This is a genomic window from Bradyrhizobium japonicum USDA 6, assembly GCF_000284375.1.
In the GTDB taxonomy this organism is placed as follows: domain Bacteria; phylum Pseudomonadota; class Alphaproteobacteria; order Rhizobiales; family Xanthobacteraceae; genus Bradyrhizobium; species Bradyrhizobium japonicum.
The window spans coordinates 5,489,389-5,511,957 of record NC_017249.1 but is presented as its reverse complement, the minus strand read 5'-3'; the positions used below and the strand labels follow the sequence as shown (position 1 = coordinate 5,511,957).

General features: G+C 64.6%; 26 protein-coding genes. 13 read left to right on the top strand and 13 right to left on the bottom strand.

The window, feature by feature from the left end; all coding sequences use genetic code 11:
- Positions 1 to 108 precede the first annotated feature (108 nt).
- The 5 genes from BJ6T_RS26130 to BJ6T_RS26110 form a co-directional block, all read right to left on the bottom strand.
- Complete coding sequence (locus BJ6T_RS26130) at positions 109 to 795, bottom strand: alpha/beta fold hydrolase (protein ID WP_014495515.1); 687 nt, start codon at positions 793 to 795, stop codon at positions 109 to 111.
- A gap of 242 nt (positions 796 to 1,037) precedes the next feature.
- Complete coding sequence (locus BJ6T_RS26125; protein ID WP_014495514.1) at positions 1,038 to 2,009, bottom strand: MBL fold metallo-hydrolase; 972 nt, start codon at positions 2,007 to 2,009, stop codon at positions 1,038 to 1,040.
- A 128-nt stretch (positions 2,010 to 2,137) separates the two neighbouring features.
- Positions 2,138 to 2,620: a bleomycin resistance protein gene (locus tag BJ6T_RS26120; RefSeq protein ID WP_014495513.1), complete on the bottom strand. Its 483-nt coding sequence runs from the start codon at positions 2,618 to 2,620 to the stop codon at positions 2,138 to 2,140.
- Positions 2,621 to 2,978: 358 nt separating this feature from the next.
- Positions 2,979 to 3,392, bottom strand: a complete 414-nt coding sequence (locus BJ6T_RS26115) for a cupin domain-containing protein (protein ID WP_014495512.1) — start codon at positions 3,390 to 3,392, stop codon at positions 2,979 to 2,981.
- Positions 3,393 to 3,442: 50 nt separating this feature from the next.
- The gene (locus tag BJ6T_RS26110) at positions 3,443 to 4,186 is read right to left on the bottom strand and encodes an SDR family oxidoreductase (protein WP_014495511.1); all 744 of its coding nucleotides are present in this window, start codon (positions 4,184 to 4,186) and stop codon (positions 3,443 to 3,445) included.
- Between the two features lie 366 nt (positions 4,187 to 4,552).
- On the opposite strand from BJ6T_RS26110, the gene BJ6T_RS47445 reads away from it, so the two are divergent.
- A complete protein-coding gene (locus tag BJ6T_RS47445; RefSeq protein WP_155256375.1) occupies positions 4,553 to 4,726 on the top strand; it encodes a hypothetical protein in 174 nt (57 codons plus the stop codon).
- Positions 4,727 to 4,799: 73 nt separating this feature from the next.
- Positions 4,800 to 5,558, top strand: a complete 759-nt coding sequence (locus BJ6T_RS26105) for a sulfite exporter TauE/SafE family protein (protein WP_014495510.1) — start codon at positions 4,800 to 4,802, stop codon at positions 5,556 to 5,558.
- Between the two features lie 80 nt (positions 5,559 to 5,638).
- Here BJ6T_RS26105 and BJ6T_RS26100 read toward each other — a convergent pair whose 3' ends face one another.
- Positions 5,639 to 6,715, bottom strand: coding sequence for a methyl-accepting chemotaxis protein (locus BJ6T_RS26100; RefSeq protein WP_014495509.1), 1,077 nt, complete (start codon positions 6,713 to 6,715; stop codon positions 5,639 to 5,641).
- Between the two features lie 283 nt (positions 6,716 to 6,998).
- Between BJ6T_RS26100 and recJ the strand changes: the two genes are divergently transcribed.
- From recJ to BJ6T_RS26085, 3 genes are all read left to right on the top strand, one after another.
- Positions 6,999 to 8,840 (top strand): single-stranded-DNA-specific exonuclease RecJ, encoded by a 1,842-nt coding sequence (gene recJ, locus BJ6T_RS26095; protein WP_014495508.1) that lies wholly within the window; start codon positions 6,999 to 7,001, stop codon positions 8,838 to 8,840.
- A gap of 91 nt (positions 8,841 to 8,931) precedes the next feature.
- A complete protein-coding gene (locus BJ6T_RS26090) occupies positions 8,932 to 9,741 on the top strand; it encodes an SDR family NAD(P)-dependent oxidoreductase (RefSeq protein WP_014495507.1) in 810 nt (269 codons plus the stop codon).
- A gap of 114 nt (positions 9,742 to 9,855) precedes the next feature.
- Complete coding sequence (locus BJ6T_RS26085; protein WP_014495506.1) at positions 9,856 to 10,653, top strand: aldolase; 798 nt, start codon at positions 9,856 to 9,858, stop codon at positions 10,651 to 10,653.
- Between the two features lie 6 nt (positions 10,654 to 10,659).
- On the opposite strand, the gene BJ6T_RS26080 is transcribed toward BJ6T_RS26085, so the two are convergent.
- On the bottom strand, positions 10,660 to 11,889 hold the full coding sequence (locus BJ6T_RS26080; RefSeq protein WP_014495505.1) for a lytic murein transglycosylase: 1,230 nt from the start codon (positions 11,887 to 11,889) through the stop codon (positions 10,660 to 10,662).
- A gap of 132 nt (positions 11,890 to 12,021) precedes the next feature.
- On the opposite strand from BJ6T_RS26080, the gene BJ6T_RS26075 reads away from it, so the two are divergent.
- The 3 genes from BJ6T_RS26075 to BJ6T_RS26065 all read left to right on the top strand — a co-directional run bounded on the left by BJ6T_RS26075 (position 12,022) and on the right by BJ6T_RS26065 (position 12,880).
- Positions 12,022 to 12,282: a hypothetical protein gene (locus BJ6T_RS26075; protein WP_014495504.1), complete on the top strand. Its 261-nt coding sequence runs from the start codon at positions 12,022 to 12,024 to the stop codon at positions 12,280 to 12,282.
- 73 nt (positions 12,283 to 12,355) lie between these two features.
- The gene (locus BJ6T_RS26070) at positions 12,356 to 12,607 is read left to right on the top strand and encodes a hypothetical protein (protein ID WP_014495503.1); all 252 of its coding nucleotides are present in this window, start codon (positions 12,356 to 12,358) and stop codon (positions 12,605 to 12,607) included.
- Between the two features lie 84 nt (positions 12,608 to 12,691).
- Entirely contained in the window at positions 12,692 to 12,880 is a 189-nt protein-coding gene (locus BJ6T_RS26065; protein ID WP_014495502.1) for a hypothetical protein, read from the top strand.
- Between the two features lie 6 nt (positions 12,881 to 12,886).
- Here BJ6T_RS26065 and BJ6T_RS26060 read toward each other — a convergent pair whose 3' ends face one another.
- Positions 12,887 to 13,417: a MarR family winged helix-turn-helix transcriptional regulator gene (locus tag BJ6T_RS26060; protein WP_014495501.1), complete on the bottom strand. Its 531-nt coding sequence runs from the start codon at positions 13,415 to 13,417 to the stop codon at positions 12,887 to 12,889.
- 53 nt (positions 13,418 to 13,470) lie between these two features.
- On the opposite strand from BJ6T_RS26060, the gene BJ6T_RS26055 reads away from it, so the two are divergent.
- Positions 13,471 to 13,950, top strand: a complete 480-nt coding sequence (locus BJ6T_RS26055; protein WP_014495500.1) for a carboxymuconolactone decarboxylase family protein — start codon at positions 13,471 to 13,473, stop codon at positions 13,948 to 13,950.
- 32 nt (positions 13,951 to 13,982) lie between these two features.
- A complete protein-coding gene (locus tag BJ6T_RS26050) occupies positions 13,983 to 14,486 on the top strand; it encodes a cupin domain-containing protein (RefSeq protein ID WP_014495499.1) in 504 nt (167 codons plus the stop codon).
- Between the two features lie 102 nt (positions 14,487 to 14,588).
- On the opposite strand, the gene BJ6T_RS26045 is transcribed toward BJ6T_RS26050, so the two are convergent.
- The 3 genes from BJ6T_RS26045 to efp form a co-directional block, all read right to left on the bottom strand.
- On the bottom strand, positions 14,589 to 15,497 hold the full coding sequence (locus tag BJ6T_RS26045; protein WP_014495498.1) for an amino acid ABC transporter substrate-binding protein: 909 nt from the start codon (positions 15,495 to 15,497) through the stop codon (positions 14,589 to 14,591).
- 157 nt (positions 15,498 to 15,654) lie between these two features.
- Positions 15,655 to 17,277, bottom strand: coding sequence for a hypothetical protein (locus BJ6T_RS26040; protein ID WP_014495497.1), 1,623 nt, complete (start codon positions 17,275 to 17,277; stop codon positions 15,655 to 15,657).
- 24 nt (positions 17,278 to 17,301) lie between these two features.
- Entirely contained in the window at positions 17,302 to 17,868 is a 567-nt protein-coding gene (efp, locus tag BJ6T_RS26035) for an elongation factor P (RefSeq protein ID WP_014495496.1), read from the bottom strand.
- A 162-nt stretch (positions 17,869 to 18,030) separates the two neighbouring features.
- On the opposite strand from efp, the gene epmA reads away from it, so the two are divergent.
- The 3 genes from epmA to BJ6T_RS26020 are packed head-to-tail and all read left to right on the top strand — an operon-like array spanning position 18,031 to position 20,487.
- Positions 18,031 to 19,095, top strand: coding sequence for an EF-P lysine aminoacylase EpmA (epmA, locus tag BJ6T_RS26030; protein ID WP_014495495.1), 1,065 nt, complete (start codon positions 18,031 to 18,033; stop codon positions 19,093 to 19,095).
- Positions 19,092 to 20,186 carry a lysine-2,3-aminomutase-like protein gene (locus BJ6T_RS26025; protein WP_014495494.1) on the top strand — a complete coding sequence of 365 codons (1,095 nt, stop codon included), beginning with the start codon at positions 19,092 to 19,094 and terminating at the stop codon, positions 20,184 to 20,186. Before epmA ends, BJ6T_RS26025 begins: the two co-directional genes overlap by 4 nt.
- Before the next feature lie 43 nt (positions 20,187 to 20,229).
- Positions 20,230 to 20,487: a hypothetical protein gene (locus BJ6T_RS26020; RefSeq protein ID WP_014495493.1), complete on the top strand. Its 258-nt coding sequence runs from the start codon at positions 20,230 to 20,232 to the stop codon at positions 20,485 to 20,487.
- A 133-nt stretch (positions 20,488 to 20,620) separates the two neighbouring features.
- Here BJ6T_RS26020 and BJ6T_RS26015 read toward each other — a convergent pair whose 3' ends face one another.
- Positions 20,621 to 21,706, bottom strand: coding sequence for a 3-deoxy-7-phosphoheptulonate synthase (locus BJ6T_RS26015; protein WP_014495492.1), 1,086 nt, complete (start codon positions 21,704 to 21,706; stop codon positions 20,621 to 20,623).
- 229 nt (positions 21,707 to 21,935) lie between these two features.
- Positions 21,936 to 22,514 carry an HdeD family acid-resistance protein gene (locus BJ6T_RS26010; protein ID WP_014495491.1) on the bottom strand — a complete coding sequence of 193 codons (579 nt, stop codon included), beginning with the start codon at positions 22,512 to 22,514 and terminating at the stop codon, positions 21,936 to 21,938.
- Positions 22,515 to 22,569: the final 55 nt, after the last annotated feature.

The window sequence follows — 22,569 nt, the reverse complement described above, 5'->3', positions numbered from 1 at the left end:
GGCGTTTTCGCGATGGCCAAAAGGTCCGGGCAGTCTCGCGCCGCCCGGACCTGATCCGAAGAATGACAGCGTCATCTGCATTGGTTCGGTATGGTATGTCAGCCGATGCTACTTCGCTGCGACCGCATTCGCAGCCTTTCGGATCACATCCAGCACCACATCCGGCTTCGACAGCATGGGGACGTGGGACGAAGGCACTTCGGTCACGGTGTCGTTCATGCGCTTCGAGACGAAGTGTTGCAGATCGGGGTGAACCGTCTGGTCCTTGCTGGCGAGGATGTACCAGCTCGGCTTCGAGGTCCACGCTGTGCCATCGACCTTTTGGGTCAGGAGATCCGCAACCGGCGCCCCTTGCGTTGCGTAGACCAGCTTTTGCTCGGCTTCGGGCAGGTCGCCGGCAAAGTGCGTCAGGCCGCTTGGCTTGAGCCAGACACGGCCCGCCGGAGCGTCGATGTGGCCGAACACCTGCGTCGTCGGAAATTTTGCAATCTGGCTCTGCGAAGTTTCGTCGGCCGCGGGCGCGAGCGCCGCGATGTAGACCAGCGCGGCGACCCGCGGATCGGTTCCGGCATGCGTGATCAGTGTGCCGCCATAGGAGTGGCCGACGAGGACCACGGGTCCGGGAACACGGCCAAAACAAGCTGTCACGCAGGCGACGTCGGTTGCGAGTGAATCGAGCCCGTGCTGGCTCGCCAGGACCTCGTGGCCTTCGGCTTGCAGCGTCGGGATCAGCTTGCCGAAGCACGATCCGTCAGCCCAGAGGCCGTGCGCGAAAACGATGCTTGGTTTGATCATGAGATGGTCTCCGTTGGATGCGCAACGGCGAGCCGAGGTGCTCGCGGAGCGCGAAGCGGCGGGGCTCCACGTCTAACGCGCGATCACGTCAGCTGACAGAGGGTCGTAAGGATAATCGGGCGAATGCGAAATTGAGCAAGTTCGGCTCGTGAGCCGAATGCAGCTTATGCCCCACACGACAGAGAGTGCGCATCAGTTCAATGGTCCGGGCAGTGTGCACCGCCCGGACCGGTTCTTGAAGATTACAAACTCATCTGCATCGGTTCGGGATAGTAATGGAAGCCGTCACCGGCTTTGGCGACATGGCCGTAGCCCGGCCAGGCGAAGTGATAGGACATCACCGGCGTCTTGTTGGCAGCAAGCATCGTCAGCAGCTTGACGCGCGACTCGGCCGCCTGTTTCGGGTCGGTGTCGTAGGAGAATTCCATCCGCGGCCGCTCCAGCAGCAGCACGGAATGGTGCGAGAGGTCGCCGAGGAAGGCAAAGGACTTGCCGGCCGACGAGACCATGAAGATGGTGTGGCCGACGGTATGACCGGGCGCGGCGATCGCCTGCACGCCGGGCAAAAATTCCTGGCCGTCCTTGAAGAAGACGATGCGGTCGCGGACCGGCAGCAGGTTCTTGCGGGCGTGGACGACGAAGTCCTTGGCCGCGCTGCCGAGCTTGCCTTCGTCGGTCCAGAAGTCGAAATCGGTCTGGGAGATGTAGATCTGCGCGTTCGGAAACAGCGGCTTGCCGCCGTCGTCCACGATGCCCCCGATGTGGTCGATATGGGCATGCGAGCAGACCACGGCATCGATGTCGGCCGGCTTGATGCCGGCCTCAGTCATGCTCTTCTGCTGCCGGCCGGTGGTGGCGCCGAACATCTTGGAACTGCCCATGCCGGTATCGAACAGGATGAGCTTGTCGCCGGTGTTGACGATCGGGGAGTTCTGCTCAAGCACGACGTTGTCCGGCGACAGGAAATTGTCCGCCAGCATCTTCTTCACTTCTTCCTTGGGGACGCCGGTGAACGTCCCGGAGGGGTCGCCGAGCGGCAGCGGTCCGTCGGACACGACGGTGACTTCGGCATCGCCGAGAACGAAGCGGTGCCAGTAGGGAGTCTGGGTGCCGAGTTTGGGAGCGCGGGCAAGCGCGCTGCCGCCGAGCATTGCGCTGGCGCCGAGGCCAGCTCCCAATGCGAACAGGGATCGACGTGAGACCTCGATAGTCATGCCTTTCCTCCGCCTTTGTCTTTTGTTTTGCGCAACTGTTCGCGCGCCATCGCAATGCAATCAATGATTGTGTCGCGATTGTGTCTCCTGATCGCGCGATGCGGCAGGACTGGACGAATCTTTTTGCGTCAGGATGGCGTGCGCATGCCGAGGCGTTCGACGAAGCGCACGAGGTAACCGTCCGGATCCTGGACGAGGAATTCACGCTGGCCGAATTCCTGGTCGCCGACCCGATACCAGGCTTCGTTCGGCTGCTCGTAGAGCGGCCAATTGGCATCGCCGAGAGCCCTCAGCATGGGATCAATGCGCTCGACGACCATCTGGAAATTGACGCCGCGTCCGAATGGCCGCTGCAATTCGGCCGTCTCCCAGCGTCCATTCAGTTCGCAGAGCATGACCTGCAGACGTCCCCTGACGAGATACGCAAATCGCGCATCGGGGCGATCATAGGCGAGCTCGAAGCCGAGCAAGTCGCGCCAGAACGGCAGGCTGCCTTGAATGCTGGACACGCCGAGTTCGGGAACGAGATCGGCAAAGCCGCCTTGCGGCGCGCTTCCCGTGCTGTCGGAGGTCGCACGCGCGACGGGGTCTGAGGGCAGCGGTTTGTTCATTGCGGCGTCGCCTGATTTTATGACCGATCTTCGGGGCGGTTATCGCAGTGAAGCGGTGCGAAGGCCAGACGCGGAATGGGTCAAACGAATGCTCGCCAGGCAAGCCCGCCTCACGCGATCCGCAGCGCGAGGTCGTTCCGTCCGTCTCGGCAAAGCCCGGCCGCAAGACCTCTTCGCGCTTGTGGCGCAGATGCGCACGCAGGATGTGCGAGAGGCCGGCGCCATCGCGCCGCTGCAGCGCGTTCAGGATCGCCTCGTGCTCCTTCACGGCAAGGCATCGCGTCGATCGGCGCCAGCCGCGCCGCGTTGCTGCTCGCCGCGGAGATGGCCGCGCGCCGCACTGCGTGACGAGGCAGCGCTACTTCGTGATCGGCGTGACCAGCTCCTTGTCTGCCGAATCCACGACGAAGACAGCCAGCAGCTTCGCAGGTTCGGTATCGCTGGCATTCGCGCTTATGGCGTGGCGGTCGCCGGGCTTTTCGAAGAAGTTCTCTCCTTTGCGATAGACTTTGGCGGGCTCGTCATTGACCTGACTGCGGATCGCTCCTTCCAGGATGGTCGCATAGATGAATGCGGAGCGCGGATGCATGTGGGCCGGCGAGGAGCCTCCGGGGCCATACTCGACCAGCACGCCCTTCATGCTCTTGCCTGGGACGTTAGGCAGCGCCTGGTCGAACACGACCGTCACTTTTGCCAGGGGTGCCGGTTCGGCGGCATGACCCGTCAGGATTGATGCGGCATAAACCGCCGTTGCGATCAGCAATCTGCGCATGGGATTTCCTTCATTGCAGTGGTCGTCGTGATGGAAGGTCTGGCGAATCCTCACAGCCTTGTGAGCCACGTTGCGAGCGGCGTTTTTCCAAGCCGAGCCTCGCCGAGCGGGTTCAGCGACGTGTCGTCGATGGGGGCGCCGTAGTACGGTGCCTTCGGGTCTCCCACCACCGGTCGGGCGTCGCCGGACGCCTTCAGGCGCCGCGCAATGAATTCATTGAAGGGGGCCTTCTCGGGTCCCGCGATATCGATGGTGCCATTAAGCGGCCGGCCCATGGCGACCTCCGCGAGGCGATCAGCGACGTCTTCGGCCGCGATCGGCTGAAACAGTGCGGACGGGACGACGATCTTTCCTTCGACCACGGCCGTTTCGGCAATGGCGCCGAGGAATTCGAAGAACTGGGTGGCTCGAACGATGGAGTAGGGGACCGACGAGGATTTGATGATGTTCTCCTGGGCGAGCTTGGCACGGAAATAGGAATTGTCGGGCGACCGTTCGGTCCCCACGATCGACAGCGCCACGTGATGCTTCACGCCTGCGGCCGCCTCTGCCGCGACCAGGTTTGTGCTCGAGCGCTGGAAGAAATCGAGCACGGCGGCGGGCTCCCAGGACGGCGCGTTGGCAACGTCGACGACGACATCCGCGCCAGCCAAGACTGCTGCGAGGCCTTCCCCGGTGACGGCGTTCACGCCTGATTTCGGCGAGGCTGCTACGGCCTCGTGGCCGTGCTGTTTCAACTTCGTCACGAGCTTGGATCCGATCAATCCGGTCCCGCCGATCACGACGATCTTCATGGCATGTCTCCTCGGCATGTGACGAGCGCGAGTGATCCAGCTCCGTGGGCCGATCACGTCACGTCCGCCCAACGTGATGCGAAGCGCAGCGTAGCCGAGCAATGCGGCAAGCTCTTGCCTGTAACCGGCCTGCCTTGCCGGAAAATGCTCAGAAGACTCATTGCGACGGGGTGGGCGCCGCGCCCGCCGTGATCGGATCGGAGTCCAACGTGCAAAGTTTGCTGCATCTGCTCTGCTCCTGCGAAGGCAAAAGTGCACCGAGATCAATGTTCTTATTGTACTGAGATTTGTACCGGTTCATATTGCAGCGCATCGCCCCTCAAATGCACCGAGAGGTGGTCGCGCCCGACAAAGCGGAGCAACAGAATGAGCGTGAGTTATCTTGACGTGTTTCTGGCATTCCTCGGAATGACCTTTGGCCTGCCTTCAGTGCTGCCCGGCCTCTTTTTCCAGCCGAAGGCCGAGCCGCCTCGAACCTCGCAAGCGACGTCGACCGACGCCGGCCCAACAGCAACCGATGACGACCTCACCGCGACCTGAGCCGAGTCTCACCCGCGATGTTTCGGCGTGACGCGCGCCGAGGCGCGAGCGTGAGGGGCATGGAGATGCGCAGATGGATTTGACGGTCGCCACGGTGATCATCGCCTTTTCCGGCGTCTTCCTGATCTGCTTCATGAAGGGCGCATTCGGCGGCGGCTTCTCCATCGTCGGCATTCCGTTGCTATCGTGCGTGATGGATCCGGTCACGGCCGGCGGCCTGCTCGCGCCACTCTTCATCGCTATGGACCTGTTCGCGTTGCGCTACTGGAAGCCCTCGACATGGTCGAAGCCGGACCTTGTGCTGCTGTTGCCCGGGCTCGTGATCGGCATTGCCCTTGGCTATCTCTTGTTCCGTGTATTGGACCATCGCGCCGTCGCGATCGTGATGGCGGTCGTGACGTTGAGCTTCGTTGGCATATGGCTCGTGCGTGATCCGAAGGTGGTCATTCGTCCGCGCTCTTCGCCGAAGGCGGTTGCTGCCGGTCTTGCCTCGGGTGTCACGACCATGGTCGCGCATTCCGGCGGACCGCCGCTGGCGATGTACCTCCTGCCGCTTGGCCTCAGCAAGGAGGTCTACGCGGGAACGACCAGCCTGTTCTTCACCGTCGGCAACGCGATCAAGGCGGTACCTTGGCTGTTGCTGGTGCGGCCGGCGGGCAACGTCTGGATCGTGATGGCGGCGTGCCTCTTTGCCATTCCCAGCGGCGTTTGGCTCGGCTGGCGGCTGCACGGAAGACTGGACCAGCGGCAGATTTACCGGGCGTGCCATGGCTTGCTGGCCGTGACGGCGTTGAAGCTGTTGTGGGACGGAGTGTCTGGCTATCTCGGATAGGCTGCAAGTCGCGCCGCATCACGGCGCGACCATCGTTCGACGGTCGCGCTGCCCCGCTCACAGGTCTCGTGATGACGTCGTCACGCTCCGCAGACGATCACGCCGTACCAGCCGAGGCCGCGATAAGTCTCGTAGCCTGGCGTCGCATGGAACGCGACCAGCGCGCCCGTTCGGTCATGATAGAATCCGGAGCGCTGGCCGTTCAGCGAGATCGCGATGCGCTCGCTCAAAATGCCCTGGCCGTCGGACGCTGCGATGACACGCAGATTGGAATCGACCAGCAGCACGCGCGCCTTGTCGCTGTCGCCGACGCGCACGCCCTGCACGATGGCGCGGGCCTGCGCCTCCCAGTCGAAATGGATGGCGAGCACGCCGATCGGCGCGCCGTTGGCCTGGCCGCCGGCGCGGACGCTGGCACAATAGGTCGCGACTTGCGCATTGCCGAGCAGCGGCTGGTTCTCGACGTCACCGGCGACATAGTCGTCGCCGGAGCGCAAGGTTCGCGCATCGCGAAACCACTTGGTGTGGGCGACGTTCTGGCCGACGACGCGAAAGCGGTCGGCGCGGCCGTTGGCGATCACATTGCCGTCGAGGTCGCAGAGCCAGAGGTCGAGATAGACGGTGTAGGCGCCGAGGATCACGCCGAGGCGCTGCGAGGCATGGGAGACGGCTGCGGCGCTCGGCGAGGCCGCGCAATCGACCACGGCGGAGTCGGTCGCCCACCAGCGCACGTCGCAGGTGCGTTCATAGAGGTTGCGATCGATCAGCTCGATAGCGTTGAGCGACAGGTCGACCATGCGCTCGCCGCGCGAGCGCTGGCTCATGCGGTCGATCGAGGCGACGAGATCGCCGGTGCGCTTCGTCAGCTGGGTTTCGAGCTCGCGCGCGATGGTTTCGACCTGCTGGCCGACGCCGCGCACCTCCTGCGCCACCACCGCGAAGCCGGCGCCTTGCGCGCCGGCGCGTGAGCTCTCGATCAACGCGTTCAGCGCCAGCATCTTCATCTGGTTGGTGATCTGCTGGATCGCCTTGGTCTTGTCGACCGCGATCTGGTTGACCTCCGCGGTCAGGCGATTGATCAGCGCGGAGATATCGGAATCGTCATCAGCGGGTTCAGTGGCGATTGGCTTGGCTTTCAGACCCAGCGCAGCAGACATCGGGGAGCTTCCCTTGGCAATGAGGCCTGATCTGCAACGAACCCGGAACAACGAATTACAGATCGAATGCGAGTCTTTTTCGAAGATTCCGCCTAACGCCCGCTTAATTTGCTGTTCCACGGAATGCCCAAATGATAGTCAGTCCGCGCAGCAAAGCGGCAATCCACCGCTTTGTGCGGCGCGGACATTGCAAATCCCGGGGGATTCCAGGTCAATCGTCATTGCCGGCCGATCGCCGCAACGCCCAGTCCGATTCCCGGGTTCCTCAAGCCAGTCTCGACTCATGACGCCGCCCGCAACCGCCTTGCCCGTCGAAGTGCCCCAGGCGTTTCTGGGCGTCGCGCGCTCGCTCACCGACAAGCTTTGGCTCGACCGGCTGGATGCCCGCGGGGCGGCCAAGGCGCTCGCCATCGTGCAGCGGCACCAGCTGCCGGAGCTGTTGGCGCGGGCGCTGGCGGGCCGCGGCATCGACATCGATGGCGTCAGCGACTTCCTGGATCCGACCATCCGCAAGCTGCTGCCGGATCCGTACACTGTGACGGAAATGGAGGCCGCCGCGAAGCGGATCGCCGATGCGGCGATGCGCGGCGAGAAGGTCGCGATCTTCGGCGACTACGACGTCGACGGCGCGACCTCGGCGGCGCTGCTGGCCTGGCATCTGCGCCATTGCGGGCTCGATCCGCTGATCCACATTCCCGACCGGATTTTCGAAGGCTACGGCCCGAACACCGAAGCGATCCGCGCGCTGGCCGCCAAGGGCGCCACGCTGCTCGTCACGGTCGATTGCGGCACCACCAGCATCGAGCCGCTCGCGGAAGCCAAGCGCCTCGGCATGTCCGTGGTCGTGATCGATCATCACCAGGCCGGCACGGAGCTGCCGGAGGTCGATGCGCTGGTCAATCCGAACCGGCTCGACGATCTCTCGGGCCTCGGCCATCTCGCCGCCGTCGGTCTCGTGCTGGTGACGCTGGTCGCCGTCAACCGCGAGCTGCGCCAGCGCGGCTTCTGGACGAGCGAGATGCCCGAGCCCGATCTGCTCGGCATGCTGCATCACGTCGCGCTCGGCACGGTTGCGGATGTCGCACCGCTGATCGGGCTCAATCGCGCCTTCGTCGCAAAAGGCCTGATCGCGATGCGGCGGCGCGACCATGTCGGCCACACCGCGCTGATGGACGTGGCGCGACTCAACGGCCCACCGGAGGCCTGGCATCTCGGATTCATGCTGGGGCCGCGCGTCAATGCCGGCGGCCGCATCGGCCGCGCCGATCTCGGCGTGCGGCTCTTGCTCGAAGGCGACAGCGTCGAGGCCGCGCGGATTGCGGCCGAGCTCGATCGCCTCAACAGCGAGCGCCGCGTCATCGAGCAGGCGGCCGAAGCGCAGGCGGAAGCCGAGGCGCTGGCCTCGATCGGGCTCGAGGACAAGATTGGCGTCATCGTCACGGCCTCCGAGGGGTGGCATCCCGGCGTGGTCGGCCTCGTCGCGTCCCGCCTGAAGGAGAAGTTTTCACGACCGGCCTTTGCGATTGCGCTGGAGCCCGGCGGCATCGGTACCGGCTCGGGCCGCTCCATCGCCGGCGTCGATCTCGGCAAGGCGGTACGGCAGGCGGTGACTGACGGCATCTTGCTGAAGGGCGGCGGCCACGCGATGGCCGCTGGCGTGACGTTGCGGAAGGAGAAGCTCGCCGAATTCCGCGCTTATCTCGAAAATGCGCTGGCGCAGGACGTTGCCGAGGCGCGCCACGTCAACGAGCTCTATGTCGACGGCGCGGTGTCCGCGCGCGCCGTGACGACGGAGCTTGCGACCACGCTCAACCGCGCCGGTCCCTTCGGCAGCGGCAATCCGGAAGTCGTGCTGGCGTTGCCATCGCATCAGCTCGTCCATGCCGACGAGGTCGGACAGGCGCATTTGAGGCTACGCTTCAAGTCTGGCGACGGCTCGATCGTCAACGGTATTGCATTCCGTTCGGTCGGCCAGAAGCTCGGCAATGCACTTCTCGCCAATCGCGGCCAGCAATTGCATGTCGCGGGATCATTGTCGGTCGACCGGTACCAGGGAGCAGAGCGCGTGCAATTCCGCGTCGTCGACGTCGCGCTACCGGACCAGGGGCCATCCGTGATTAGATAACGCAAGATCCCTCGCGACAAACGCGGTACGCGTTTGCGCGGAGATCATGCGTCAAAAATAAGCCGCTCAAACAACAAAAAAGGGAGTGAACATGGCAGGGCAGGTTGAGGGCAAGGTCGCGCTGGTGACGGGCGGCGCCTCGGGCATTGGCGAGGCGATCGTCGAGGTGTTCGCCCGCGAAGGCGCTACCGTCGTCATCACCGACATCGACGAGCTGCGCGGCCCAGAGCTCGCCAAGCGTGTCACAAAAGCCGGCGGCAAGGCGATCTTCCTGGAGCAGGACGTCACCAGCGAGGAGCGCTGGATCGAGATCGTCGCCGAGATCGCCAAGCGCTATGGCCGGCTCGACATCATGGTCTCCAATGCCGGCATCGGCATTGCCGTACCCTCGATCGTCGACATGACGCTCGCTGATTGGCACAAGCAGAACGCGATCAACCTCGACGGCGTGTTTCTGTCCGTGAAGCATTGCCTGCCCCTGATGCGCAAGACCGGCGGCGGCTCCATTGTCATGATGTCCTCGCTCGCGGGCCTGCGCGGTGCGCCGGGCCTCTCGGCCTATTCGCTGACCAAGGGCGGCGTGCGGTTGTTCGCCAAATCGATCGCGATGGAGTGCGCGGCGGCCGGCGACGGCATTCGTGTCAACTCCGTTCACCCCGGCATCATCGATACCCCGATCTGGGGCAAGATCCCGACGGGGGCGACGGGCGCCGGCCAGAACGCCCCGATCGACCCCGAGGAGCGGGCCAAGGTCGCAACGCCGCTCGGCCGTGCCGGGCAGGCCGCGGAGATCGCCGCCGGCGTGCTGTATCTGGCCTCCGATGCCTCGCGTTACGTCACCGGCAGCGAGCTCGTCATCGACGGCGGCATGAACGCCGGCGGCGTGCCGCGGCGGCAATAGGCCGCCGCGCGAGGCGCGAAGGGCAGGGTGGCGCCCGCGGGGGCAGACGCAGCGGCGTCGGCCCTGTACAACGCGGGCCTCCTCCGACCGATACCGATAGAGGTTTCCTTCGCCATGGCGCACAGCCTTCAATCTTCCTCATCCGCACCTGCGCCGTTCCGCTCGAACCGGCCTGATCTCGCCACCGACGCGATCCGCACCGCGCGCGAGGACCTCGCGGCCTGCTTCCGCATGGCCGCGCGCAATGGTTTTGAAGAAGGCATCTGCAACCACTTCTCGGCCGTGGTGCCCGGCCATCACGATCTCTTCCTGGTCAATCCCTACGGCTACGCCTTCCGCGAGCTGACGGCGTCCAAGCTTCTGATCTGCGATTTCCACGGCAACGTGCTCGACGGCGAGGGCGTACCCGAAGCGACCGCGTTCTACATCCACGCCGAGATGCACAAGCGCCTGCCGCGTGCGAAGGTCGCCTTCCACACCCACATGCCCTACGCCACGGCGTTGTCGATGACCGAGGGTGATCCCCTGATCTGGGCCGGCCAGACCGCGCTGAAATTCTACGGCCGTACCGCAGTGGACCGCGATTACAACGGCCTCGCGCTCGACAACCGCGAAGGCGCGCGCATCGCTTCCGCGGTTGGCGATGCCGACATCGTCTTCATGAAGCATCATGGCGTGATGGTGCTGGCGCCGACCATCGCGGAGGCCTGGGACGATCTCTATTATCTCGAGCGCGCCGCCGAGGTGCAGGTGCTGGCGATGTCGACGGGACGAAAGGTGCTGCCGGTCGATCCCGCGATCGCGGCGGAAACGTACAGGCAGATGCGCGAAGGCGATTCCGAATCCGCGCGATTGCATCTCGCCGCGATCCGGCGGCAGCTCGACGCGGAAGAGCCGCAGTACCGGCACTGAGGCGAGTTACGACCCCTGCCGCAGCTTCGCCAGCACCTTCAGCCCGCCATAGCCATCGGCGGGCGTGATCCCCGCGCGCTGCTGAAAATCCTTGATCGCCTTCATGGTGTCGTTGCCGACACGGCCGTCGGTGCCGCCGGTGTCGAATCCGGCCTTGGTCAGGCGCGTCTGCATCTCCTGCACCTCGGCGAGCGTCAGCGCGCGCTCTGAGCCGGGGAAGGGCTGAATGAAGGGCGGCGCGCCGAGGCAGCGGTCGCCGAGATGGCAGATTGCGAGCGCATAGTTCATCGAGGGATTGTAGCTCTTCACCGAATAGAAATTCGGTCCGAGCAGGAAGGTCGGCCCGCCCGCAACCGGCGTCCACATCTGCGCGGATGCATTTGGTTGCGGAAACGGCTGGCCGTCGGCGCGGGTGACGCCGGCCGATGCCCACGCCGCGTAGGTCCGGTTACCGCTCATATCGCCGGGCGCGCGGACCTCGTAGCCCCAGTGCTCGCCACGGCGCCACTTGCCGCGATTGACCAGGTACTTTGCCGTCGAGCCCAGCGCGTCGTCGGGCTTGCCGAACGGCGACACCTTGCCGTCGCCGTCATAGTCGATGCCGACATTGAGCCAGACCTCCGGCATCCATTGCGAATGCCCCATCGCGCCGGCCCAGGAGCCCTGCATCTGCTCCGGCGTGCTCCAGCCCTTGTCGACGATGCGCAGCGCGTTGATCAGCTCGGTCTCCCAATAGGCTTTGCGGCGCGGCTCGTTCCAGGCGAGCGCGGCGAGCGAGGGGAATACCGGCGTCATGTGGTTCTGCTGCACCAGCGGATCGCCATAGGCCGACTCCACGCCCCACAGCGCCAGCAGCGTGCCGCGCTCGACGCCGAAATCGCGCTCGATGCGCGCGAGCAGCGCCTCGTTGTTCTTCAGCGCGATCTTGCCGTTGATGATGCGCCAGTCCGACACGCGGCGGTTGATGTATTGCCAGACCTGCTCGTGGAATTCGGGCTGGTTGCGCATCTGCTTGAACACGCTCATGTCGGGCTCGACCCGCGCCATCGCGCGCTGCCAGGTCGCGGCCGAAATGCCCTTTGCCATGGCGCGTGCACGAAAACCCTCGCGCCATTCGTCGAAGCCCGGAGGCGCGGCGAGAAGCTGCGTGGGGAATGTGATGAGTGCGGCTGCGCCGAGCGTGGATCGAAGCAGGGCGCGGCGGCTGTGATTGGCCGAGGAATCAGCTTGTTTCATGGACCCATTCTAGCGGGAAACACGGCTGCTGTGGGCCGGTTCCTGGAACACCGGGAACAGGCCATCGCGCCGCGTTCCGCCGGAACAAAGTGTCGCAGTCCCGCATTCCCCCGCATACACTGGAGGATGAAGATGAGGAGATATCTGTTTGCCGCCGCCATGGTCACGGCCATCGCCGCCCCTGCATTCGCCGACGAAGTCGGCGTTCACGTCGGCCCGGTCGGTGCCGGCGTGACGGTCGGACAGTCCCACGAATATCGTGAGCGGGACCGCGATCGCGACCGCACCACGGTGATCAGGGAGCGCGAGCCCACCGACCGGACCACGGTGATCAAGAAGGAAGATGAATTCGGCAATCGCAGCAAGACCGTGATTCATCACGACAACGACTGACGGAGCAGGGCCCCGGCCAAACGCCGGGGCCCGATTTCTGCACGCAGTCTGCTCATCGAGAATTCGGGGTGGAATGAAGATACGGGCACATGCGGAAAGCCATGTCGTCGAACTCGACGACGGATCGCGATGGCGGATCTATCCCGGCGATCTCGCGACCACGTTGAGCTGGAAGCCGGAAACCGATCTGCGTCTCGAGCCGAGCGGTGATCGGACGAGTTCGCATGTGCTGGTGAATGCCGCCGATCAGAGCCGCGTGCGCGTGAGCGCGGCGGGCGATGCCTGGCCCGACGGCGAGGTTAGGAAAGCGTTGAAGGGCGGCTGAGCGTCCTTAGGCTCGCCCGGAGATCCCCAACTTTGAGCCTGTCGCTTTACGGTCGGTTTGCTTCCGTCTGCCCAGAATGCACGCATGCGGGAGCTGTTCGACATCATCCGTAGCAATCCCTGGCCGTTCGGTGCCGGGCTGTTTGTCGTGATCCTGATGATCATCGCCGAGAACTTTGGCCGCGGCATTCAGGGCGACGGCGCCGTCGCCGATTTCTCGGATGCCGATGGCGGCGACGGCGGCTGCGGTGGTGACGGAGGCGGCGGCGACTAGAGCCGGTTAGTCCTCCTGCAAATCGGCGGCGATGCCGGCGAGCCAGCGCCGGATCGCGGTTTCTGCCTTGGCGTCCAGATTTGCCGCAAGACGCTTCTCCAGCGCGATCACGCGCGCCCTGCATGCCTTCAACAGCGTCGTTCCCCGCTGCGTCAGCGTCCATTGCTGGATCCGGCCGTGGACCGGGTGAGGCGTCATCACGATCGCACCGTCGCGATCGAGGTTGCGAATGATCACGCCGACCGTCTGCGGGGTCAGGAAGGTGAGCCGGGCGACGTCGGCGCCGGAGAGGCCCGGATAGGCGTTCAGCATGGTCAGCACGGCAAATTGCGGCGACGTCACGCCGAGGTCGGCGAGCGTCCGTTCCATCGTCAAGCGGACCGCGGCATGGGCCTGCCGCAGCAGATAGCCGAGATAACCTTGCTCGCCACGCTTGCCTTCGCCGGGCGCGGGCAGGCGAACGGCAGCAATTTCGGCAGGCGCGGTCGGCTTCCGCGAGGCCTTCGATTTCGTGATGGCAGCGGTCTTGCGTGACATATAAGAGCTCTTATAAGATGTAAGCAGTCTCACAATACACGAGGTGAAGGCCAATGTCACACGCCCGCAGCGAGTACGAGGATTTCAAGAAGATCGCGCCCGATGCGTATGAGCTCGTGCTTGCGCTCGGCCAGGTGGCGGCCAAGGCTGGCCTCGACAAGCAGCTGCTCGAGCTGGTCAAGCTGCGCGCCTCGCAGATCAACGGCTGCGCCTTCTGCGTGCAGCACCACATCCTGTTGTCGGAGCGGATCGGCGTGCCCGTGGACAAGCTCAATCTGGTCGCGGTCTGGCGCGAGGCGCCGGTCTTTTCCGCGCGCGAGCGCGCTGCGCTGGCCTGGGCGGAGGCGCTGACGTTCCTGCCCGATGGCGTCAGTGAGGAGGTCTATGCGGAGGCTTCCGGCCAATTCTCCGAGGCCGAGCTGATGTACCTGACCTCGGCGGTCGCCTCGATCAACGTCTGGAACCGCTTTGGCGCCGCGTATCGCTGGGCGCCGGCGAAGCGGCCGGTCGCAGCGAGCGCCGCGGCATCTTGATTGCAACAACGAGAAAACAAGGGGAGGTTATCATGACTGCAGTGAGTTTGACCCATGCGCAGCGTCCAGTGCCATCGCGCTCGATGGCGCTGGCCGTCGTCGGCGGGCTCGCCTGCGCGCTTGCGATCGGCAAGGCGTTGCCGGTGACGATGGATGCGGTGTCCGGCGCGTTGGCGCCGCTCTGCGCGACCGCGCCGGAGAGTTCGCCGCTCGACAAGGTCGAGCCGATCGGCTCCTACGCGCTGCCGAACGTCCCGGGCAAGCGCGTTACCATCGTGCGTGTGTTCTACGGCCCCGGCGGATTCTCGCGGCCGCATCGTCACGCGGGTTCGGTGACCGCCTACATCACCAAGGGTGAAATCCGCTCCCAGCTTGGCGGCGGTCCTGTCGAGACGTTTGGTGTCGGCCAGTCCTTCTTCGAGCCGCCGGGATCGACGCATCTGGTCTCGGCCAATGCCAGCGCGACCGAGCCGGCAGAATTGATCGCGGTGTTCGTGGCGGACGAGGGGGCTCAGCTGACGACGCTGTTGGAGTAGCGCGCGTCCCCTTGTAGCCCGGGTGAGCGTAGCGACACCCGGGAAAGTCGCAGCGAAAGTCCCGGATGTCGCTGCGCTCATCCGGGCTACTCGATGGAGCCGTCAGCCTCCGTACGAGGCCGGATCCGGATTGTCCGAGGGATGCTCGAACGACTTCTTCATCGACACCGGCATCGGCACGTGGAAATTCAGGCCGCGCGGCGGCACCGGCTCCATGAACCATTTGTTGTAGATCTTCTCGATCTCCGCGCTCTTGTAGAGTTTGGCGGTGGCTCGATCGACCACCGTCTTGAATGGCGTGTCGTCCTTGCGCAGCATGATGCCGTAGGGCTCGGGATCGGAAAAGGCGCCGGTGCTGATGGCGTAGAGCGAGGGGTCCTTCGACGACGCGATCATCGCCGCGAGCTGGATGTCGTCCATCACGAACGCCACGGCGCGATCGGTCTCGACCATGAGGAATGCCTCGGGGACGTCCTTGGCATTCATCACGGTGATGTCGAGCGAGCGGGCCGCGTTGGCCTTGTTGAGCTGGGTGATGTTGGTCGTTCCCGAAACCGAGACGACCGCCTTGCCCTTGAGGTCGTCGACCTGGTCGAGTTTCGAGGCCTTCTTCGACACGAAGCGGCTCGCCGTGAGGAAATGCGTATTGGTGAACCACACCTGCTTCTGGCGGTCGGCGTTGTTTGTGGTCGAACCGCATTCGAGATCGATGGTGCCGTTCGCCATCAGCGGAATGCGATTGGACGAGGTGACCAGGTTCTCGTTGACCGCGAGCTTGTCCAGCTTGAGCTCTGCCTTGATCTCCTCGACGATCTTCGTGCAGATGTCGATGGCGTAGCCGACAGTCTTCTGCTTCTCGTCGATGTAGCTGAAGGGCACCGCGCTGTCGCGCACCCCGAGCGTGATCGCGCCGGTCTCCTTGATCTTCTTCAGCGTGCCGGTCAATTCCTGCGCATGCACCGGGATCGCGAATGCGACCGCGAGAATGGCCGCCGTGGTGAGACTACGCATGTGCTTCCCTTCATCCAGTTTGCCTGCCCGGAGCAAAGCAATTCTGGGGCCAGAGAAGGCCGTCTCGTCCGACGATCTGGAGATGGTCGATCAGGCCCCACGCTGAAGGAGCCGTCATCGAATTGTCATCGAGGCGCGCAGTGAAGCGCGAGTTGCCTCAATTCTCCTCGCCGCTCGATCCTTCCCGCAGGTCCGGCTTGATCACGTCCTCCGGCAACGCATGCGCCACCGGCTGCGGCGTGCCGGCGATCTCCGGGCCGACTTCGCGGCCGCGGGCGTGGATCAGGCGCTCATAGGCCGAGACCAGCGTGAGGTAAGGACTGACCCAGATCCAGCCGTCGCGGGTAAAGACCTGCACGTCGAAATGCAAATGCATCGATGTGCCGGCCGGATGGTCGAGATAGTTGGAGACCACGCCGATCTTCTCGCCTTCGGTGACGATGCGGCCATTGAGCATGCCGTCGGCGGTCAGCGCCTGCGGGTTCATGTGCATGTAGCGGAAGCGGATATGCTCGGTGCGGCTGTTGACCTCGAGCGTCGCGGCCTGATCCTTGACGCCGCGGATCACGATGGCGTCGCGCACCGCGACGACGCCGCGCTGCTTGGGATCGCAGGGTTCGCGGCCTTCGCCGGGCGGTGGGCACTCGGCGGCGCGGATGTCCTCGCCCTGGTGGCCATAACCGCCGCCGCATTGCCAGACCTCGAAACTGCGGGATTCGCAGAAATTGTCGCGCCAGGGATAGGCCGTCGGGCCGTCGCTCTTGTCGCGCTTGCCGTAGGATTGCGAACGCACGAAGGCGGGTGCCTTCTCGAGGGGGAAACGGATCTGCGCATAGGCCATCACATCCGGATGGCCGGCCTTGTTGCGATAACCGGTGTTCGGGATGATGTCGCCGCTCGGTCGGTAGGTGAAATCCGGCGAACGCGCAAAAGGACGATCGATGATGCTGGAGGCCATGTCCGTGAGCGGCCGCATGCGCTGGCCGCCGGCGACGCGGAGCCCTTTCAGGAAGCGCTCGGCAACCGGATAGGCTTCCTTGCAGGCGAGCCTCCGCGGCTTTGCGATGCTGTCCAGGCACTGGATGGAGACGACATAGGCAACGCCGAAGCGGGTGAAGGCGTAGCGGACATAGCCCTCTCGGATGAACCTGCGCAGGTCCGGATAGGTTGCCGCAAGCGGCTTGACCTGCTCGCCCTTGCCGCCGGTGGGATCGGCGACGTCGTAAACGAGTGCCGAGCCCGTGATCTGCACCTCGACCGGCCTTGCGTAGACGCGGCTCGGCATGCCGTCGCCGGCGCCGGGTTCGAGCGAGAAGCTGGCACTGTAGCCTGAGGGGCCGGCATCGAACATGTCGACGGGATTGAAATCGGCCTGGTAGTGCGAAAGCGCGAGTGCCCCCGGTGCGCGGTTGCGCTGCGCCTCGAGATATGCGGCAACATCGAACGGCAGCAGCACAGGTACGGAGCTGCGGGCGATACCGGTGAAGAATTGCGATGAGACCGCGTTGAGCTGCACCAGCGCGGGCATCGCGCGGGGATCGTAGCGTGGCACCGAACGGCGGGGTGCGAAGATGAAGTCACCCGCGATCTGGGGACGGCTGGTGACCTCGGTGCGGAGCTGGTCGAGCGCTGCGCGCCAATCGATGCGCAGGGCCGTGAGCGAAGGGGTGCGGATCTCATCCGCAGCGAGCGGCGTGGCAGTGAGGAGCGAAAGCGACGCCAGCAGAAGCGAGACGAAGCGGAAACTCTTCCCAACCACTGTCTCGCCCCCCGGCGGCACCTGTTCCGATCCTCGATCCCTGACTTAGTCCTTGGCGCGCTCGGAGTAGGAGCCGTCTTCGGTCATCACCACGATGCGGGTGCCGACCGAGATATGCGGCGGCACGGTGGTGCGGATGCCGTTGGACAGCACTGCGGGCTTGTAGGAGGACGAAGCGGTCTGGCCCTTGGTCACCGGCTCCGTCTCGACCACTTCCAGCGTGACGCGCTGCGGCAGCGCGAGCGAGACCACATTGACCTCGTGGGTCGACAACTTGACGATCATTTCTGGCTGGAGATAGGCGGCGGCATCGCCGACAACGTCCTTGGGGACCTGGACCTGGTCGTAGGTTTCGGGGTTCATGAAGTGGAAGCCGTCGCCATCTTCATACAGGAAGGTGTAGTTGCGCTCTTCGATCGTGGCCTTTTCGACCTGGTCGGTGGTCTTGTAGCGCTCGGAGATCTTTACCCCGTCCGAGATTCGGCGCATTTCGATCTGGCTGACCGGGGTGCCCTTGCCGGGATGGATGTTCTCGGCGCTCACGACGACATAAAGCTTGCCGTCTTGCTCGATCACGTTGCCCTTGCGAATAGAACTGGCGATGACTCTCAAAGCTATATTTCCTGCTTGCTTGGCCCGGCTCGGGCCAGGACGTGGTCAAATCTCGGGGGGACCCGGGGTCTCAAATCGGACCGCAGCGCCCGTTTCGGGGCGCAACATACTGATTTTGCCGTTGGATGCCAGCACTTTGCTGGGCCGGGGAGCGGTCGGTTGATGGTTGGGGACAAGCCGATTTCGCCGTTCTGGTCGCCCGGGCGGCACCTTGACCGGCGGCCGTTCCTTCAGGCCAGGGGGGCCGTTACCGGGTCTCTCAGGGGCTTTTTCGCCGAGCAGGGGTTCCTGGAGGTCGAAACCTCGGTCCTTCAGGTCTCCCCGGGTAACGAAACCCATCTGCACGCCCCCCGGACCGAGATCATGCGGCCGGATGGCAGCCGTGCCAGCCGGTACTTGCGGACCTCGCCGGAATTCGCCTGCAAGAAGCTGCTGGCGGCGGGCGAGGAGCGGATTTTCGAATTCGCACGGGTGTTCCGTGATCGCGAGCGCGGCGACCTGCATCTGCCCGAATTCACCATGCTGGAATGGTATCGGGCTCGCGCCCCCTACGATGCCATCATGGCGGACACCGTCGTGGTCATCGCCCGCGCCGCGCAGGCGACGGGAATCGGGTCGTTCTCCTTCCGTGGCCGGACCGCCGATCCCTTCGCGGAACCGGAGCTTCTGACCGTCGCTGGCGCCTTCGAGCGGTTTGCAGGGATCGACCTGCTGTCGACAATCTCGGACGGCGAAGGTAACCGTGCCGCGCTCGCGCAGGCGGCCGGCGGCAAGGTCCGCGTCGCGGAGGACGACACCTGGTCCGACATCTTCAGCAAGGTCCTGGTCGAGCATGTCGAGCCGCATCTGGGGCAGGGGCGTTTGACCATTCTGTTCGAATACCCATCTCCAGAGGCGGCGTTGGCGCGCGTGAAGGCCGATGACCCGCGGGTCGCCGAACGGTTCGAGGTCTATGCCTGCGGCGTCGAGCTCGCCAACGGCTTTGGCGAGTTGACCGACGCCGAGGAACAGCGCAAGCGCTTCACGGAGTCGATGGCAGAGAAGCAGCGCCGCTATGGCGAGGCCTATCCGCTGGACGAGGATTTTCTGGCCGCGGTCGCCGAAATGCCGGATGCGAGCGGTGTCGCGCTCGGCTTCGACCGGCTGGTGATGCTGGCGAGCGGCGCAGCGCGGATCGATCAGGTGGTGTGGACACCGCCTGCAAATGAAACGTTAAGTGAGACATGACGAAGACCAACCTTGCACGCACCCTGCGTGAGCCGGCCCAACTTGTGGCCGCGCAGCTTGCACCGGCCGAAGCGCTGCCCGCGCTCGAACGTGTCGCCGCGCGCTATGCGGTGGCGATCACGCCGGCGCTGGTCGAACTGATCGACGCGTCCGACCCCGACGATCCGATCGCGCGGCAATTCGTTCCGACCGTCGCGGAGCTGGAGATGCAGCCAGGCGAGAGCGCCGATCCGATCGGCGATCACCCGCACTCGCCGGTGCCGGGCATCGTGCATCGCTATCCCGACCGTGTGCTGTTCAAGCTCGTTCACGTCTGCGCGGTTTATTGCCGATTCTGCTTCCGCCGCGAAATGGTCGGGCCCGGCAAGGAGAATGCGCTCTCGGACGGCGCCTATCGCGCGGCGATCGATTACATCCGTTCGCACAGCGAGATCTGGGAAGTGATCCTGACCGGCGGCGACCCCTTGATGCTGTCGCCGCGCCGGATGGGCGAGATCATGGCCGATCTTGCGGGAATCGATCACGTCAAGATCATCCGCCTTCACACCCGCGTGCCGGTAGCCGATCCGTCGCGCATCAGCGACGAGATGGTCGCGGCGCTCAAGGTCGAGGGCGCGACCACCTGGGTCGCGGTGCATGCCAACCATGCGCGCGAGTTGACGGGGCCTGCGCGCGCGGCCTTTGCGCGACTCGCCGATGCCGGGATTCCCATGGTGAGCCAGTCCGTGCTTTTGCGCGGCGTCAACGACAGCATTGCCGCTTTGTCGGATTTGATGCGAGCTTTCGTCGAATGCCGGATCAAGCCCTACTATCTGCATCACGGCGATCTCGCGCCGGGCACCGTGCATTTGCGAACGACGTTGGCCGAGGGACAGGATTTGATGCGGCAGTTGCGCGGACGGGTGTCAGGACTGTGTCAGCCCGACTACGTCATCGACATTCCCGGGGGCGCCGGCAAATCGCCGGTCGGGCCGAATTATGTGTTGGCGGTGCAAAATACCGCAGCTGACGCACGTGAAGCGGAGACGGAAACGCGCTATCGTATCGTGGATTATTGCGGCGACGTTCATCTCTATCCGCCCGAGCCATGAGCGGCGATGCAGAGAACGCGGGTTTGAGAATGGAGGAACGGACATGAAGAAGATCATGGTGGTGGCAGCGTCGCTCGTGGTCTTGCTTGGCGGCGCGGCGGTTGCACAGCCCAGCGGCTCCAAGGGGTCGACATCCAGCGGCGCCACGTCGGGATCGGTGCCGCAGGCACCCATCGGCCATCGTCAGCCGCGCGCCAGCGATGTGCCGAACGAGAAGAATCTGAGCGATCCGAACAATCCCGTGAACAAGGAAGACGCGGCGCTCGACAAGAAGATCAAGAGCATCTGCCGCGGCTGCTAGAGCATGATCCGGAAAAGTATGAAGCGGTTTTCCCTCGCGACAAACGCGGGACGCGTTTGGGCGGAGCTCAAATAATAAGCCGCCAGCGGCGGGCAGGGCGCGACAGCTCGCCCCGCCCGCGTTGCCTTTGGCCTTACGCCGAGCGCTCGTGCAGCCCCGCGCGCTGCGTGTTGCGCCGGATCTCGACCGCGTCAGCGAGCTGCTCGAGCGCGGTTGCCGTGGCCGCCCAGTCGATGCATCCGTCCGTGATGCTCTGGCCGTAGGTCAGCGGCTTGCCCGGCACCACGTCCTGGCGGCCGGCGACGAGATTGCTCTCGATCATCACGCCCATGATACGGTTCTCGCCGCCCGAGATCTGGCCGGCGATGTCGGCCATGACCAGCGGCTGGTTTTCCGGCTTCTTGCTCGAATTGGCGTGGCTCGCATCCACCATCACCAGCGGCGCGACGCCGGATTTGGCCAGGTCGTTGCAGGCCGCCGCGACGCTTGCCGCGTCGTAGTTCGGCTTGCTGCCGCCGCGCAGGATGATGTGGCAATCCTCGTTGCCCGCGGTCGAGGCGATCGCCGAGCGGCCGAGCTTGGTCACCGCCATGAAATGATGCGGATGCGAGGCCGACTTCACCGCGTCCGCCGCGATGCGCACATTGCCGTCGGTGCCGTTCTTGAACCCGACCGGGCAGGACAGCCCCGAGGCCAGCTCGCGATGGATCTGGCTCTCGGTCGTGCGCGCGCCGATCGCGGCCCAGGACACGAGATCCGCAATGTATTGCGGCGTCGTCATGTCGAGGAATTCGGTGCCGGCCGGCAGGCCGAGATTGTTCACCGCGGACAGCACGTTGCGCGCCAGTCGCAGGCCCTTGTTGATGTCGAAGCTGCCGTCCAGGTCAGGATCGTTGATCAGGCCCTTCCAGCCGACGGTGGTGCGCGGCTTCTCGAAATAGACCCGCATCACGATCTCGAGCTGGTCGGCAAGGTCCTCGCGCAGGCTCGCGAGGCGCTCGGCATATTCGAGCGCGGCCTTGGGATCGTGCACCGAGCAGGGGCCGACCACGACCAGCAGGCGGTCGTCCTGGCCGTTGAGGATGGCATGAATGGCGTTGCGCGCCGCCATCACCACACGCGTTGCGGTGAGCGTGCGCGGGACTTCCCGCATCACCTCTTCCGGTGTGCTCAGCTCTTTCAGTTCGCGGATACGAAGATCGTCGGTCGTGCTCAGCACGGCGGGCTCCTGCTTGTTTGAACCTGCCGGCAATAAAAAGCCGCCAGGTCTGGCGGCTTGTTCGGACGTTTGCTTCAATATTCAGATTGAGCGCGATCCTCCTGCCGCCAGCGAGCTGTCGTAGCTAAAATACCAAAAATAGCTGGTGACGAGGGTGATCATGGCCGCTGATATAGCGTGCGATTGCCGGGTTGTCACCCCCAATCGGCGCGAGGGGCCACGAGGCGCCTCAACTGTTGCTGTTGCGTGCCGCCAGCGCCATGCCGATCAGGGTGGCGCCGCCGAACAGCAAATTGATACCGACGAGGATGCCGATCGCCCATTCCGCCGAGCTCGGCAGCCCCGTGATCACCATGAACGCGATGGCGATGTCGACGAGGCCCGAGATCAGGAGCCACGTCCACCGGCTGCTCAAATCGCGGCGGTGCTCCAGCGCATACATGATGGTGGCGACGCCCTCGGCGAGGAAGTAGGCGCCGAGCACGATGGTCAGCGTCAGCACGGCCTGCATCGGCCGGGCCAGCAGGAGCATCCCGGCAAGCACGGCCAGCGCGGCCGAGATCAGCGACCACCAGAACCCCGGCGAGTTGCGCGCCCAATAGGTCACGATCAGTCCGCCGATGCCGCTGACCAGGAACATCCAGCCGAGAAAGATCGTGATCGCAAGGCTCGCGAGCGGCGGCAGGATCAGCGCGGCGACGCCGAGTACGGCAAGCAGGATGCCTTCGAACAGGAAGGCCTTCCAATGCGCCTTGACCGTCTGGCTCATGGCGGATTGCAGCCGGGAAAAATCCTCACGCGATGTCATCGGCAGGCTCCAGATCGAAAGACGTGTGCTCAATCTAATATGCACACGCCGCGCT

What these genes read in the sequence shown, in the direction of transcription:
- BJ6T_RS26130 (WP_014495515.1), bottom strand. Translation starts at nt 795, where the DNA reads ATGATCAAACCAAGCATCGTTTTCGCGCACGGCCTCTGGGCTGACGGA.
- BJ6T_RS26125 (WP_014495514.1), bottom strand. Translation starts at nt 2,009, where the DNA reads ATGACTATCGAGGTCTCACGTCGATCCCTGTTCGCATTGGGAGCTGGC.
- BJ6T_RS26120 (WP_014495513.1), bottom strand. Translation starts at nt 2,620, where the DNA reads ATGAACAAACCGCTGCCCTCAGACCCCGTCGCGCGTGCGACCTCCGAC.
- BJ6T_RS26115 (WP_014495512.1), bottom strand. Translation starts at nt 3,392, where the DNA reads ATGCGCAGATTGCTGATCGCAACGGCGGTTTATGCCGCATCAATCCTG.
- BJ6T_RS26110 (WP_014495511.1), bottom strand. Translation starts at nt 4,186, where the DNA reads ATGAAGATCGTCGTGATCGGCGGGACCGGATTGATCGGATCCAAGCTC.
- BJ6T_RS47445 (WP_155256375.1), top strand. Translation starts at nt 4,553, where the DNA reads ATGAGCGTGAGTTATCTTGACGTGTTTCTGGCATTCCTCGGAATGACC.
- BJ6T_RS26105 (WP_014495510.1), top strand. Translation starts at nt 4,800, where the DNA reads ATGGATTTGACGGTCGCCACGGTGATCATCGCCTTTTCCGGCGTCTTC.
- BJ6T_RS26100 (WP_014495509.1), bottom strand. Translation starts at nt 6,715, where the DNA reads ATGTCTGCTGCGCTGGGTCTGAAAGCCAAGCCAATCGCCACTGAACCC.
- recJ (WP_014495508.1), top strand. Translation starts at nt 6,999, where the DNA reads ATGACGCCGCCCGCAACCGCCTTGCCCGTCGAAGTGCCCCAGGCGTTT.
- BJ6T_RS26090 (WP_014495507.1), top strand. Translation starts at nt 8,932, where the DNA reads ATGGCAGGGCAGGTTGAGGGCAAGGTCGCGCTGGTGACGGGCGGCGCC.
- BJ6T_RS26085 (WP_014495506.1), top strand. Translation starts at nt 9,856, where the DNA reads ATGGCGCACAGCCTTCAATCTTCCTCATCCGCACCTGCGCCGTTCCGC.
- BJ6T_RS26080 (WP_014495505.1), bottom strand. Translation starts at nt 11,889, where the DNA reads ATGAAACAAGCTGATTCCTCGGCCAATCACAGCCGCCGCGCCCTGCTT.
- BJ6T_RS26075 (WP_014495504.1), top strand. Translation starts at nt 12,022, where the DNA reads ATGAGGAGATATCTGTTTGCCGCCGCCATGGTCACGGCCATCGCCGCC.
- BJ6T_RS26070 (WP_014495503.1), top strand. Translation starts at nt 12,356, where the DNA reads ATGAAGATACGGGCACATGCGGAAAGCCATGTCGTCGAACTCGACGAC.
- BJ6T_RS26065 (WP_014495502.1), top strand. Translation starts at nt 12,692, where the DNA reads ATGCGGGAGCTGTTCGACATCATCCGTAGCAATCCCTGGCCGTTCGGT.
- BJ6T_RS26060 (WP_014495501.1), bottom strand. Translation starts at nt 13,417, where the DNA reads ATGTCACGCAAGACCGCTGCCATCACGAAATCGAAGGCCTCGCGGAAG.
- BJ6T_RS26055 (WP_014495500.1), top strand. Translation starts at nt 13,471, where the DNA reads ATGTCACACGCCCGCAGCGAGTACGAGGATTTCAAGAAGATCGCGCCC.
- BJ6T_RS26050 (WP_014495499.1), top strand. Translation starts at nt 13,983, where the DNA reads ATGACTGCAGTGAGTTTGACCCATGCGCAGCGTCCAGTGCCATCGCGC.
- BJ6T_RS26045 (WP_014495498.1), bottom strand. Translation starts at nt 15,497, where the DNA reads ATGCGTAGTCTCACCACGGCGGCCATTCTCGCGGTCGCATTCGCGATC.
- epmA (WP_014495495.1), top strand. Translation starts at nt 18,031, where the DNA reads ATGGTTGGGGACAAGCCGATTTCGCCGTTCTGGTCGCCCGGGCGGCAC.
- BJ6T_RS26025 (WP_014495494.1), top strand. Translation starts at nt 19,092, where the DNA reads ATGACGAAGACCAACCTTGCACGCACCCTGCGTGAGCCGGCCCAACTT.
- BJ6T_RS26020 (WP_014495493.1), top strand. Translation starts at nt 20,230, where the DNA reads ATGAAGAAGATCATGGTGGTGGCAGCGTCGCTCGTGGTCTTGCTTGGC.
- BJ6T_RS26010 (WP_014495491.1), bottom strand. Translation starts at nt 22,514, where the DNA reads ATGACATCGCGTGAGGATTTTTCCCGGCTGCAATCCGCCATGAGCCAG.